General features: G+C 69.2%; 15 protein-coding genes and 3 tRNA genes. 7 read left to right on the top strand and 11 right to left on the bottom strand.

Features of this window, described 5'->3' with window-relative positions:
- Nucleotides 1–51: 51 nt before the first annotated feature.
- Together QTI33_RS00820 and QTI33_RS00815 are read right to left on the bottom strand one after the other, a co-directional pair.
- On the bottom strand, nt 52–2,394 hold the full coding sequence (locus QTI33_RS00820; RefSeq protein WP_286503791.1) for a fatty acid cis/trans isomerase: 2,343 nt from the start codon (nt 2,392–2,394) through the stop codon (nt 52–54).
- Nucleotides 2,395–2,456: 62 nt separating this feature from the next.
- Nucleotides 2,457–3,098 carry a HEAT repeat domain-containing protein gene (locus QTI33_RS00815; protein WP_286503790.1) on the bottom strand — a complete coding sequence of 214 codons (642 nt, stop codon included), beginning with the start codon at nt 3,096–3,098 and terminating at the stop codon, nt 2,457–2,459.
- Between the two features lie 167 nt (nt 3,099–3,265).
- On the opposite strand from QTI33_RS00815, the gene QTI33_RS00810 reads away from it, so the two are divergent.
- The 4 genes from QTI33_RS00810 to QTI33_RS00795 all read left to right on the top strand — a co-directional run bounded on the left by QTI33_RS00810 (nt 3,266) and on the right by QTI33_RS00795 (nt 5,104).
- On the top strand, nt 3,266–3,634 hold the full coding sequence (locus QTI33_RS00810) for a hypothetical protein (RefSeq protein WP_286503789.1): 369 nt from the start codon (nt 3,266–3,268) through the stop codon (nt 3,632–3,634).
- 98 nt (nt 3,635–3,732) lie between these two features.
- A complete protein-coding gene (locus QTI33_RS00805) occupies nt 3,733–3,915 on the top strand; it encodes a hypothetical protein (RefSeq protein ID WP_286503788.1) in 183 nt (60 codons plus the stop codon).
- Between the two features lie 166 nt (nt 3,916–4,081).
- Nucleotides 4,082–4,660 carry a DJ-1/PfpI family protein gene (locus QTI33_RS00800; protein ID WP_286503787.1) on the top strand — a complete coding sequence of 193 codons (579 nt, stop codon included), beginning with the start codon at nt 4,082–4,084 and terminating at the stop codon, nt 4,658–4,660.
- 66 nt (nt 4,661–4,726) lie between these two features.
- Nucleotides 4,727–5,104, top strand: a complete 378-nt coding sequence (locus QTI33_RS00795; RefSeq protein WP_286503786.1) for a ribbon-helix-helix domain-containing protein — start codon at nt 4,727–4,729, stop codon at nt 5,102–5,104.
- Between the two features lie 6 nt (nt 5,105–5,110).
- Here the strand turns inward: QTI33_RS00795 and QTI33_RS00790 are convergent, their stop codons facing one another.
- The 5 genes from QTI33_RS00790 to QTI33_RS00770 form a co-directional block, all read right to left on the bottom strand.
- Nucleotides 5,111–6,802 carry a M30 family zinc metallopeptidase gene (locus tag QTI33_RS00790; RefSeq protein WP_286503785.1) on the bottom strand — a complete coding sequence of 564 codons (1,692 nt, stop codon included), beginning with the start codon at nt 6,800–6,802 and terminating at the stop codon, nt 5,111–5,113.
- A gap of 165 nt (nt 6,803–6,967) precedes the next feature.
- Complete coding sequence (locus QTI33_RS00785) at nt 6,968–7,486, bottom strand: hypothetical protein (RefSeq protein ID WP_286503784.1); 519 nt, start codon at nt 7,484–7,486, stop codon at nt 6,968–6,970.
- Entirely contained in the window at nt 7,483–8,001 is a 519-nt protein-coding gene (locus QTI33_RS00780; protein WP_353506304.1) for a hypothetical protein, read from the bottom strand. The genes QTI33_RS00785 and QTI33_RS00780 overlap by 4 nt, the downstream gene beginning before the upstream one ends.
- Nucleotides 8,002–8,147: 146 nt before the next feature.
- Nucleotides 8,148–8,453 (bottom strand): hypothetical protein, encoded by a 306-nt coding sequence (locus QTI33_RS00775; RefSeq protein WP_286503782.1) that lies wholly within the window; start codon nt 8,451–8,453, stop codon nt 8,148–8,150.
- 102 nt (nt 8,454–8,555) lie between these two features.
- Entirely contained in the window at nt 8,556–9,011 is a 456-nt protein-coding gene (locus QTI33_RS00770; RefSeq protein ID WP_444814789.1) for a YbaN family protein, read from the bottom strand.
- A 334-nt stretch (nt 9,012–9,345) separates the two neighbouring features.
- Here QTI33_RS00770 and QTI33_RS00765 point away from each other — a divergent pair, with 334 nt between their 5' ends.
- Nucleotides 9,346–9,795, top strand: a complete 450-nt coding sequence (locus tag QTI33_RS00765; RefSeq protein WP_286503781.1) for a MarR family winged helix-turn-helix transcriptional regulator — start codon at nt 9,346–9,348, stop codon at nt 9,793–9,795.
- An 8-nt stretch (nt 9,796–9,803) separates the two neighbouring features.
- On the top strand, nt 9,804–10,916 hold the full coding sequence (locus tag QTI33_RS00760; RefSeq protein WP_286503780.1) for an FUSC family protein: 1,113 nt from the start codon (nt 9,804–9,806) through the stop codon (nt 10,914–10,916).
- A 140-nt stretch (nt 10,917–11,056) separates the two neighbouring features.
- On the opposite strand, the gene QTI33_RS00755 is transcribed toward QTI33_RS00760, so the two are convergent.
- Nucleotides 11,057–11,515: a GAF domain-containing protein gene (locus QTI33_RS00755; RefSeq protein WP_286503779.1), complete on the bottom strand. Its 459-nt coding sequence runs from the start codon at nt 11,513–11,515 to the stop codon at nt 11,057–11,059.
- Nucleotides 11,516–11,652: 137 nt separating this feature from the next.
- Here QTI33_RS00755 and QTI33_RS00750 point away from each other — a divergent pair, with 137 nt between their 5' ends.
- On the top strand, nt 11,653–11,889 hold the full coding sequence (locus QTI33_RS00750) for a hypothetical protein (RefSeq protein WP_286503778.1): 237 nt from the start codon (nt 11,653–11,655) through the stop codon (nt 11,887–11,889).
- 64 nt (nt 11,890–11,953) lie between these two features.
- On the opposite strand, the gene QTI33_RS00745 is transcribed toward QTI33_RS00750, so the two are convergent.
- The 3 genes from QTI33_RS00745 to QTI33_RS00735 all read right to left on the bottom strand — a co-directional run bounded on the left by QTI33_RS00745 (nt 11,954) and on the right by QTI33_RS00735 (nt 12,321).
- Nucleotides 11,954–12,030, bottom strand: a tRNA-Asp gene (locus tag QTI33_RS00745).
- A gap of 71 nt (nt 12,031–12,101) precedes the next feature.
- Nucleotides 12,102–12,177 (bottom strand) — tRNA-Glu (locus QTI33_RS00740).
- A 68-nt stretch (nt 12,178–12,245) separates the two neighbouring features.
- Nucleotides 12,246–12,321, bottom strand: a tRNA-Ala gene (locus QTI33_RS00735).
- Nucleotides 12,322–12,336: the final 15 nt, after the last annotated feature.

The raw sequence follows: 12,336 nt of genomic DNA, 5'->3' as shown, positions 1-12,336 counted from the left end.
GGCAGCCGAAACAACTGACCGCCTTCGGGAAACCGCCCCGATGTGCAATAACTAACGGTTCTCGTAGCGATTGAGGTCGAGCACGCCCGCCTGCAGCGGCTGGTCGCGGCGGTAGCGTTCGACCAGGGCGTCGCTGACGGCCCAGAAATCGGTGTTGGTGCGCCGCACCGCGAAGCGCTCGGCGAAGGCCGCGTAGTCGACCTCGGACCTCAGGTTGCGGATCGCATCGGCCAGCGCCGGCAGCTGCGCCGGGCTGGCGCGCAGGAACACGTTCGGATAGGCACCGATCACGCCGGGCACCAGGGTCAGCGCGTTCTCGTCGGGGCGAAGCTCCTTGCGCTCGCCGAGCAGGTGCGACACGCTTGCATGCCCGGTGTCGCGCAGCAGGCTGAAGGTGGCCGGCGCGCTGCCGGGCGCTTCGACCACAAGCGCCGCATCCTCCGGCAGCCATTGCAGGGACGCGCCGCGCACCCCGCCGAGCGCGCGCAGCGACGCTTGCCAGGCCGGCGGCGCGCGCTCGAGTTCGAAGCCCCGGTCCAGCACCGGCGCCAGTCGCGCCTTGATCATGCCGAGCAGTTCGAGCCGGGCGTCGGCGCTCTGGTAGCGGATGCCGCTGTCGAGCGCCAGCGTGGTCGACGGCCCGCCATAGACCTGCTCGCGCGTGGCAGGGCTGTCGGCGCGGTACCAGAGGTCGCGGGTCGCGATGCGCTGCGACTTCGGCAGCAGCACGAGGAAATTGAACTCGCCCTCCATCCGCAGGAAATCCATGTAGAGGCGCGAATTGAGCTGGTGCCCGATGTTGCCGAAGACATCGTAGTTGGCGACCAGCAGGTAATGGATGCGCTCGAGCAGCGGGTAGCCGATGACCCAGGCGGTCTTCGGCGCGTCGCCCACCAGCCCCTTGACCACGCTGGCGCTGTCGAAATGCCGGAACACGGTGAGCGCGGCGTTGTCGTTGCGGCCGTCGCCATCCCACAGCAGGCGCAGGTCGAGGTTCTGCGGGCCGCCCAGGCTGCGGGCCAGGAACTCCGACTTGGCGCGCAGGTACTCGTTCTCGAGCCGCGCATAGTGCAGCCACGGCGTCACCACCTCCTCGTTGCTGCTGCCGGTCGGCAGGCGCAGCAGGTTGGCGTCGCGCGCGAGCAGATCCGCCTGCGCCTGGTCCTTGCCCTCCGAGGGCGCGAGAAAAGCCACCCAGAAGCGATCCTCGATGACATCGAGCGCCATCTGGCCGCGGCATACCGGACCCTTGATGAAACCCATGATCGTGAACTCCGCCTCGTCGAGCATGAAGCGGTAGCGCGCATTCACCGGCAGCGCGGCGAAGGTCGCGAAGGGGTTGGCCGCCGTGTCGGCGCTGTAGCCCGGCAGCCGTTCGACCGCGTAGGGCGCGTCAAGGAACAGCGATCGCCAGCGGGCCATGCGCGCCGCCCCGAGCGCATAGGGCATGTGGGTCTTGGCGACGATGGTCTCGCGCTCGGGCACGAGGCGGTAGTAGACGCGCTCGACGCCGGGATCGTCGACCGGGCGGCGGGTCGCGATCGGCTGCGCGGGCTCGCCCGGCGGCGTGGCCGAGCGCACCAGCTTGAAATACTGGCGCTGCGGATCGTCGTCGAAATACAGGTGCGCGAGGAACAGGTGCTCGTAGGCGTAGCGGCTGAAAAGCCGCTCCTTCAGCGAATCGCCGTTCAAGAAGCGCTCCCACATCGCCATGCGCTGCAGTGCCAGCGGCGGCAGCACCGGCGCGCCCTCGAAGGGGGCGCCGCGCTCGATCCAGCGGGTCAGCACGCCCAGCTCGGACGGGCTCAGCCCCGGCAGGCCGAAGGGCATGCCGCCGAGCGGCATCTTGCGCTCGTAGTCGTCGATCTCGGCGCCGGCCGGGCACATCGCTGCGCGGTCGATCGAGAAATCGAGCCCGCCGCCCACCGTGCCGCGGGTCGGCAGCGGGTGCTTTTCCTTCAGCATCAGCAGGCGGTGCATCAGCCCGGCCGTGCGGTTGATCTCGGGCGTGGGCCGGTGCTCGTTGAGCACCGGGAAGAAGCCCAGGTCGCGCCATTCGGAGGGCTTCTGCGCATCGACGAAGAGCCGCGTGGGCTGCGCCGCCAGCAGGCGCGTGGCGTCGTACACCGGCGTCTTGGTGGCGCCGCGTGCCAGCCCCTCGCAGGCCGTCGCCTTGAGCTGGCAGGGGCCGTCATAGCAGGCATGGCAGACCACGCAGCGGCGGTCGAGGATCGGCTGCACGGTCTGGGCATAGGACTCGCCGGGCGGCGGGGCCGGGGGCCGGTCGAAGCGTGTCGGGTCGGCCGGCCCGTAGAGTTGATCGAAACGGTGGAGGGCGATGGTCGTGCAAGCGGCGAGCAGGACGACCAGGATCAGGGACGCGACACGACGCATGCGTTGGCCTTCGGCTTCGACTGTGGATCACGCAATGTACCCGCCGCCGTGGGCGGTGCGGGCTAGGCTCCGTGGGCCTCGATCCATTGCCGCCACTGCGCCGCGGCGGCGCCACGGGCGGCGGGGTCGGGGTCGTTCGGGTCGAAGGCGCCGAGCGCGCGCCAGACCGGGCCCCATTCGTCGACGCCCGGCAGCATGGGGACCACCGCCTGCAACACCGCGAAGGCGCGCTGGCGGGTCAGCGGCGACGGCGCATCGAGCAGCGGGGCGATCACCGGCAGCGCCTCGGCGCCGCGCGCCATCAGCACGTAGGTGGCGAGCGTGTGCGGGGCCCGCAATGCGTCGGGGTGGTCGTCGAAGGTCAGGGCCAGCGCGGCGAGCGAATCGGGCGTCCCAATGGCGGCCAGCGCCTGGGCGGCGCGCCCGCGCACCAGCGGATCGCTGTCGGCGAGCGCGGCCCGCAGGGCGTCGGCGCCCCGGGGGTCGGCGATCTCGGCGAGGCCCTGCGCAGCCAGCTCGCGCACCCCGGCATCGGCGCTTCGAAGGGCGTCGAGCAGCACCGGCGTCGACGCCCGGCCGGCGACCACCAGCGTGGCGAGTGCACGGGCGCGATCGGTCGGGTCGGCCGCACCGAGCCCCCCGAGATCGCCGGCCGCGTTCATCACCGCCTCGACGGCGCGCGGGGCGCCGGACTGTCGTCCCATCCATGTCGCATTGCTGGGGCTCCTTTGACCGGCATCATCCGCCTGCGGGCGCGCCGCAACAACGGCCCGCCTTCGAATTTTCCCGCCGCAGCGCCGGCGTCTGCGCCCGGGGGTAAATTGCGCCTTGCGCGTGGAACCCTGCGCACGAACCTGAAAGGCAGATCCGGATGACCCACCCACACCCGATCGCGGCCTGGACCGCCGGCGTCCTTCTGTCGCTGGCGGCGGGCCTGCACGCCGAACCCGCGCACTGGCGTGGCGACCTGGTCTACTTCGCGGATGCCGCCCTGTTCACCGATTGCGCCAGCGGCCAGCGCTGGCCGCTGGCGATGACGGCCGACGCGGTCGCCCTGCAGCGCAGCTACCTCGCCTGGCGCCAGGCGCCCGCCGCCCCGCTGCTGGTCAATTTCGACGGCCGGCTCGAGGTGCGCGAAGCCATGGAAGGGCCGCCGCGCGAGCAGATGGTCGTCGAGCGCTTCCGCTCGGTCGAGCCGGGATACACCTGCGCCAAGCTGGCGGCGGTCCCGACCCAGTGACGCCCCGCCATTGTTTCTATCGAGCGAACACTGCTGTTCTTTTTGTGTCGTTTCAGCGCCGCTTGCCGGTCGCACAATCGATGCCTACAGAGGCAGCAATGAACACGACATGGAACTTCATCTTGGCCGGGGCAGTGACCCTGGCATCGGCGGCAGGCATCGTCAGCGGTGAGGCCGCCAAAGGCGAGCTTCGCCTGGTCGAGGCCGTCACCGCCGTGGCGGACGCCTCGGCGCCCACGACGCCCACCGGCGGCATGACCTCGGTCGCGTCCGCCCAATAGCAGCGCCCGGTGGGGGCCGGCCGGCCCCCTGCTCGGCCCTGCCGATCCGCTGGACGACCTTGGCCGTCAAGGCCCGGGCCGGACGCAGGATCACAGCCGACTGCTACCACCGACGGCGCGAGCTTCCCAACAATCGCGTCTCCAGAATCCCCGATGGAGACGAACGATGACACGCAAGATCCTCATGCTCTGCGGCGACTACGCAGAGGACTACGAGACCATGGTGCCGTTCCAGGCGCTGCAGGCGGTGGGCCACACGGTGCACGCCGTGGCGCCCGACAAGAAGGCCGGCGACTGGATCCACACCGCGATCCATGACTTCGAGGGTGCCCAGACCTACAGCGAGAAGCCGGGCCACCGCTTCACGCTGAACGCGAATTTCTCGGACGTCCGGCCCGAGGCCTACGACGCCCTGGTGATCCCCGGCGGCCGCGCACCCGAGTACCTGCGCCTGAACGCCCGCGTGGTCGAGATCGCGCGCCACTTCCTGGCCACCGACAAGCCGGTCGCCTCGGTCTGCCACGGCGCCCAGCTGCTGGCGGTCACCGGGCTGCTGAAGGGCCGCAAGGTCTCGGCCTACCCGGCCTGCCAGCCCGAGGTCGAGCTGGCCGGCGCCGAGTACATGAACATCCCGGTCGACCAGGCCGTGACCGATCGCAACCTGGTCAGCGCACCCGCCTGGCCCGCGCATCCGGCCTGGATCGCCCAGTTCCTCCGCGTGCTCGGCACCCGCATCGAAGGCTGAGCGCGCGCCGGTCGGCGCTACAGTCGCGCCAACCGACACCCGTTCCCGCACCACGAGGAGATGGCCATGTGCGAAGTGTTCATCAGCGCCGACCCGCAAAGCTACGACAGCCGCACCCGCTCGCTCCGCCTGCACGGCGTGGTCACCAGCATCCGGCTCGAGAACCTGTTCTGGCAGGTGCTCGAGGAGATTGCCGGGCGCGACGACATGGGCGTGGTCCAGCTGATCGAGAAGCTCTACGACGAACTGGTCGCCGCCCGCGGCGAGGTCGGCAACTTCGCGTCCTTCCTTCGGGTCAGTGCGCTGCGCTACGAGGCGCTGCTGGCCCAGGGCCGGATCCCGGCCGACACCGGGGTGGCGATCGCCTCGCTGGATGCGCAGGCGGTGTTGCACGCGCTGCCGCGCGGGTGGGGCCGGCCGGCCCGGGTCGGCGTCGCGAACTGACCCGCGCTAGTTGACCACCACCGACAGCGTGGTTCCGGCCGGCACGCGCACGGTCTCGGTGTAGGTGCCCTTGACGTTGGGGCGCGCGACCGGGAAGCTGCCCGTCTTGCGCAGCCAGTCCGGCACCGCCTGCGGGAGGGCCCGCTTGTCGCGGCCCAGGCTCGATGGGTCGATCGCCGGCAAGCTGAAGCCGCCTTCGCTGCGTGCCGGCATGCTGTACTCGGCCAGGCCCGCGCCAAGCGGAATGACGCCGGCCGCGGTGGCCGAGAAACGGCGCAGCTCCTGCCCCGTGCCCGAGTCCGGGCGCTTCGCCTTGATCGCGGTCTCGAGAATGGCGGCCGAGTCCTCGATGCCCGTGCTGTTGAGCAGCGACTTGTAGAAGTCCAGGCCGAGCTGGCGATTCAGGAAGCCGCCGAACGACCCGTTCAGCGCATAGCTCTCGCAGTTCGCACCCATCGGCGTCCACTCGGACAGCATGCAGTTGTAGCTGCCGGCGCCGTTGTAGGCCAGGTAGTACGGAAAGCGCGAGTCGCGAATCGCGTTGTGGCTGGGGTCGATGTTGAAGCTCGCCCAGTCCTCCATCATCAGGGCCGACATTTCTTCCAGCCAGGTGGCGAAGGCGTATTTCGATCCCATCTTCACGCTGCGGCGATAGAAGTTCTGCATGTGCATGCCCTCGTGCGCCATGGTCGTCGCGATCTGCTTCACGCCGGCCTCGCCGTCGAGGTAGAGCGACTCGGTGTCGAGGTAGAGGCTCAGCGATTCATTGCTCCAGGTCCGGTCGCCGGCATCCTTCTTGAAGTTGTTCATGCCCCAGAAGTAGCCGATGACGCCATAGGGCTTGCCGTTGCCGTCGAAGTTGACCAGGAAGATGTCCACCGGCTGGCCGCTGCCCGCGATCAGTTCGCTGAACGGATGTTCGCCCCACAGCGGGCCGCCGGTGCGCACCAGCAGGTCGTGGATGCCGCCCGGCGCGGCGAACTTGTCTTCCATGCGCTGGGCCAGTTCGGCCGTGATGCGCGACGGGCTCAGTTCGCTCACTTCGACCCAGAGGTTGACCAGGGTGCCATCGCTTGCGTTGCGCTGGGTCGCCAGCTTCACGGTTCGCTGGGAATGGTCGTACAGGTAGATCTGGCGCTCGTCGGCGACGGCATAGGGCGGGGAAGCCGCCACCGACTTCGACAGCGCCATCGCGTCCTTCGACGGCGCGCCGAGCAGCTTGTCGAAGCCGGCGCGGTTGAACTCGCCGATGGCCATGTTCTGCGCTTCCGCATGATCGTCAGCCTGCAGGGCCGACTTGCTGGCCACGATGCTGCGCTCGCTGCTGGATCGCACGACCAGGCCGCCCATCGACTGGTCGGACGCGCTCTCGTTGGTCAGCACCAGCGTCACGGTCTGGCCGTCCAGGCCCGAAATCGACAACGGAATGTCCGCCGAGACCTGCGACTTGTTGACGCCTTGCCAGATGCTGGTGCCCGAGCCGGAGAAAGTGGCGACCTCCACCTGGCTGCAGGAACTGCAGGAGGTCGAGACCGGCGCGCCATCGGCGGGCTTCACCGCCGCAGGCGGCGCGGCCGCCACCGGCACCGCGACGCCGCCGCCCCCACCGCCGCCACCGCCGCAGGCGGACAGGGACATGGCGACCGCCAGCATGGCGGCCGCACTCCACGGCGATTCCGCCCGTGATCTGCAGCGCATCTTCTTCTCCTCGTTGCACGGTTCTGCAAGGAGGGAAGCCCCCGCCTCGCACAGCCCGAGAACGGCACGCCACGGCGGCGCGCGATCTCTCGGGTTGCAACTGGATATCGACCGCCGGGCGGAAATCTACAGTGAGGCGAAATGCTTACTGGGGCCCACGTTGCCTCATTGCAGCGCGCCCCAACGCGCCACCGCAGGCTCCGCGGCCGCCCACTTCCAGCCGTGGTCTCCGCGGCAGACGGTGGTGACGAAGCGCGGCGGCGCCGCCCCGGCGGCCTGGGCTGCCGCGTCATCGACCGAGAACACGGCCTCCTTGCAGTCCGCCAGCGGCGTGGCGAACGCGCGCACCACCTGCACTTCGCCCTGTCCGTCGCCGTAGGGCACGGCGTGGCGGACTTCCCAGGGCCCGCGTTGCCCGACCGCCATGCCGCCGACCTGGTCCGCAATGCGCGCCTGCTCCTGCTGACTCCAGCGGCGCAGCACGAACTTGAGGCTGGCATCGATGCCGGCCTGCACGCCGATGCCGACCGCCACGCCCACCGCCGGACTGGCGGATGCCGAGCCGGAAGCCACGCCGGCAACGGCGCCCGTGATGCCCGCGACCGAACTGCAGGCCGAGAGGACGGCGGCGCATCCGAGCGCGGCGCTCAGGCGGGCGGCGACCGCCAGGCCAGCGCGGCTCATTGCAGGGAGCCCCATCGCTCGGTCGCAGGCTCGGCCTGGGCCCACGCCCATCGGCTCCCGTTGCGGCAGATCGAGGCCACGTAGAACTCGCTCGCCGGCAACGGGCCAGTGCCGCTTTGCTCCACCGAGACGACGATCTCCTTGCAGTCGAGTTCGCCCGTGCTGATGACGCGGCTGACCACGACGCGACCGGCCTCCTCGCTCTCGAGCGGCAGGGAGAGCGTCGTCTTCCATGGCTTGACCTGTCCGACCTTGAGCGGCCCGGCGACCTGGGCGATCTGCGCCTGGGCCTCGCCGTGAACCTTGCGTTGGTAGTACTGCACCCCGGAGCGCACCGCCGCCTGCACGCCGATGCCGATGCCGGTCGCCACGCCGGGGTTGTCGGTGATTGCATTGGCCAGCGCGCCGCTCGCGATGCCGGCGCCGGCGGAGGCGCTTTCGGCCAGGAGGGATCCGCAACCGCCGGTGGCCAGCGCGGCGGCGGCCAACATGCAGCCGGCCGCCCTTCTCTTCATCGTCATCATCATGGGCCGCAGAGTCTAGGAAGACCAGGGCCCGATGTCTGCGGGAAGCGTCCGCGTCGAGGATGAGAATCAACGCGTTCTGACCAGGCCCTCGTGGCCAGTCAAGAAGCGCGAAGGGTTTGGCAGAGCCCTTCGGGTCAGATCTTCATGAAGGCCGAGATCCGCTGGCCGACGATCTGGGCGCGGCTGCGTGCGGCGGCGGCCCGGCGCTGCTCTGCCAGCGATTCGAGCGCCTGGGCGACGGTGTCCGCCCGACCCTCGTCCTGGCCGGAGCGGCTGCGCCAGTTCTTGGCGATCTGGCTCAACTCCTCTGCGCTCAAGGGTTCGGGCGGGTCTTCCACCGTTCGAGCGGAACGCGGCGCGGGCGCCCCCCGGGTGGCCCGGAGAATGCCCAGCAGTCCTTTGGTGGACCATTGCAGTTGGGAGGAGCGGGTGGAGTGCATGTAAGACATTATGACTAATAACACTTTTGGTTACAAGCCCCTCCAGATGGACTATATGCCGCTTCGTCTCATTCCGCCTGAAATGCGCCATTTTCTCCGCGGTCAGGGCACCTTGGCAGGGTCGGCGGAAGCGGGCGCGCCCTTGGTCGGCAGCCGCCAGAGCCAGGCGGCGACCGCCGCGCAGCCCAGCGCCGGCACCCAGCACCAGGCCGGCGGCAACTGGAAGCCGGCCACCACGGCGCCGGCGGCCATCATCACGGTGGCGCATTGCTTGGCCCGCAGCGGCACCGCGCGGTTCGCGCGCCAGTCCTCGATCCACGGCCCGAAGCGCGGATGGCCGAGCAGCCAGCGCTCGCAGCGCGCACTGCCGCGGGAGAAGCAGAAGGCCGCGAGCAGCACGAAGGGCACGGTCGGCAGCAGCGGCAGGAAGATGCCGATGAATCCGGCCGCCAAGCTCAGCCAGCCGGCGGCCAGCCACAGCAGCTTCAGCAGCCGTCCGGGCTCGCCCGGGGCGCGTGCCTGCAGCCCCTTCTCGCTGTCCTGCCTGCCCTCTTTCACGCGCATCTCCGGCCATTGATCGAAGCCCAAGGTTAACCCGAAGCCGACTCTGCTATAATCCGCCCTTCCCCGAAATGCCCTGGCCTCTTTCGGTTGCCTGCGCAGGCAAGCCGCATCTCACGCCGGCGCGTCGAAGCCACCACGACGAGAAAAACTACAGGTGACTTCCGCAAGTGAACATTTGCCGTAACGTGGGTCGCGTAAGTGCCCACGGCCACATTCCCGAAAGCCCGCCTCGAGCGGGCTTTTTTCATGGTGCGATCCTCCTGCCGATGTCCCGAGCATCGCCCCGGCATTTCGTTTGAATCCAAATGGTTTTGATAGAATACGTCCCATGAAGGACGAAAGCGCCGCCAACCTGCACCAGCGCATCGGCATCCGCCTGGTCGGCCTGGCGCGGCGCTGGCGTCAGGCGCTCGACTCCCGGCTGTCGGCGGTCGGGCTGAGCGATGCCACCTGGGCGCCGCTGATGCACCTGCACGAGCTGGGCAGCGGCATCTCGCAAAGCGACCTGGCCGCCGCGGTCGGTCTCGACGGCTCCAGCCTGGTCCGCCTGCTGGACATCCTGGTCGAACAGGACCTGATCGAGCGGCGTCCGCACGCGGTCGACCGCCGCGTGAAGCTGGTCCACCTGACCCCCGCCGGTCGACGCACTGTGGCATCGATCCGCAAGCGATTGCACGCCATCGAATCCGAGCTGCTGGCCGACGTCGACGCACAGGATGCACAGGCCGTGCTGCGCGTGTTCGAACGGATCGAGGCCCGCATCGCCGCCATGAACTGAGCCCCTCCATGCACGCACCTCCTGCCTTCGACCTCGTCCGCACGCGCCGCGCATCGCTGCGCCGGCTGCTGGCACTGGCGCGCCTGCGCGAGAGCTTCGCGGTCGCGAGCCCACCCTCGCTGCGCAACGCCGCCGTGGCCGGCATGCAGACCTCCCTGGCGCTGCTGATCGCCGTGGCCGCCACCCACCTGTCGCCCTGGGCGCACATGGAAGGCTTTCCCGCGCTGGGAGCGCTGGCCGCGCTCTTCGGGCGCTTCGCCCCCGCCGGCCGACGGATGCCCGTCGTCTTCCTCGCCGGTCTGCTGCTGGCCGCTTCGGTCGGCGTGCTGTCGGCGGCCTCGATCGCCGGCGCGGCACCGGCGACGATGCTGATCTGCCTGGCGCTGCTCGCCGGCGCGCTGACCTGGCTGACGAACCGCTGGCGGCTTGGCGCCCCCGGCGCAGTGATCTTCGTGTTCGCGGCCTGCGCCGCAGTCGGGCCCGTGGATGCGTGGCGCACCGTCGCCGCGCGCGTGCTTTTCACTATGGCGGGCGCCGCCGTCGCATGGGCGGCCTGCGGCGCGACCGACCGGCTGCGTTCCGAGGTGCCGCTGCCCGCGGCCGCCGGCAGCGACCGGCCGCTGCCGCATCAATGGATCGCAGCCGGGCGCATCGCGCTCTGCGCGGCCAGTGCCGCGCTGCTGGCCCTCGCCGCCGGCTGGCCCCATCCCGCCTGGGCGGCGATCGGCGCCACGGCCGTGATGCAAGGCAGCCACCTGCACATCACGATGCATCGCGCGGTGCAGCGCACGGTCGGCACCATGATCGGCGCCGCCCTGGCGTGGGGGATTCTCGCGAGCCCGCCAACGTTCTGGCCATTGCTGGCGGCCGTGGTCGTGCTGCAGTTCGTCACCGAGCTGGTGATCGGCTTCAACTATGTCTTCGGCCTGATCTGCGTCACGCCGATGGCCCTGCTCATGACCTCGCTCGCGGCGCCGGCCAGCGGCGCCGGCATGCCGATGGCGCGCGTCCTCGACACCGTGCTCGGCGCGTTGGTGGGCATCGCCTTCGCGCTCGTCTTCTCGACGCTCGACGACCGGACCCACCTCGCGGTCCACCACGAGATGGCGCGGGCCGGCTGAATCGCATCTCAGGGCGTGATCGCCACCTCGAGCACACCGTGGCGCCGCTTGGCGAATGGTTCGTAGCCGGGGATCTTCCATTGGACGCGCCGCGCACGGCGCGGATTTGACTTCGCGCAACAAGTCGGCGAGAAGCGCCGTCAGAGAGCAGTCAACACCGGCGAGAGCATCTTGGCCGCCTGCTGGAGGAGTTCGAACTCCTCGTCGGCGAGTGGCAGGCTGCGCATGTCGAAATGGGACAGCGTCCCCCACAGCTGGCCGGACACGGGGTCGAGCAAGGGCACGCTGTGGTAGGAAACGACGATGCCTCTCAGCGCGTGGCCGAACAGGCGAGGGTCGGCGAGCGAGTTGTCGGTGCGGAAGGCGGCTTCCCTGACCACATACTGGCAATAGCTGCGGCTGAACGGCACGACGGCCAGGAACTCGGGCCGGATCCGTCCCGCCTTGTCGTGCAGCAGGACGTTGTGCAGCAGCGGCCCGGCGAACCGGTAGACGGCAGTGAACCGGTGCGGCACGCCATCGTTGAGATACGCGAGCGCTGCACCTGGACTGCGGTCCAACGCCTCCGATACGGCCTCGATGGTGCGCACGCACGTCATGGCGCGATTGTGCTTCAACCACGAGACAGTTGCACCCACACCCCTCCTCACGCCTAGGGATGCGCGCCGCGCGATTTGCCTACACACGGCGCCACGTTTCCCCGCCAGAATTGCTGCATTGCAGCAAAGGAGGCTCCATGCCGAGCAGGAAGAAGACGCCGGCGGAACGCATCTCGGTCACCGATCAGGTCGGGAAGCGGCACGTCGTCGTGAAATACGTCGATCTGGTCGACCCCGGCGCAGCGAGCGCCGAGCGTGAGCGGATGGACCAGGCGGAAACCGAATACCGGCTCACGACGGGCGCCAGCGTGAACAGGACCGGCGCGGATACCTTCGAGACCGCGGACGGGCGGTTGCGGCTGAAAACGCTGTGAATGCGCTCGCAGCGCCGCAAAGAGAAAAGCCCCTGCAAGTCATTGACTCGCAAGGGCTTCGATCTGGCGGAGTGGACGGGACTCGAACCCGCGACCCCCGGCGTGACAGGCCGGTATTCTAACCAACTGAACTACCACTCCTGGTAGACAACGTTCACTCCATACAGGAGCCAAGTGCTGCGACTTGTGCCTGCTTCACCTTGCAGTGAAACTGGCGACCCTACGGGGATTCGAACCCCGGTAGCCACCGTGAAAGGGTGGTGTCCTAGGCCTCTAGACGATAGGGTCAAAACCTTAGGAACCGCGCTGCGATCAGCGCTTGTTACTCACTCAAAATCTTCAACTCGACACCATGATGGTGGAGGTAAGCGGGATCGAACCGCTGACCTCTTGCATGCCATGCAAGCGCTCTCCCAGCTGAGCTATACCCCCCTGGGTGTCGAGCCT

The sequence above is a fragment of the Variovorax davisae genome, from assembly GCF_030316845.1.
GTDB classification, from domain to species: Bacteria; Pseudomonadota; Gammaproteobacteria; order Burkholderiales; family Burkholderiaceae_C; genus Variovorax; species Variovorax davisae.
Note: the sequence above shows the minus strand (reverse complement) of the source record. Positions and strands in the feature narration are given on the sequence as shown.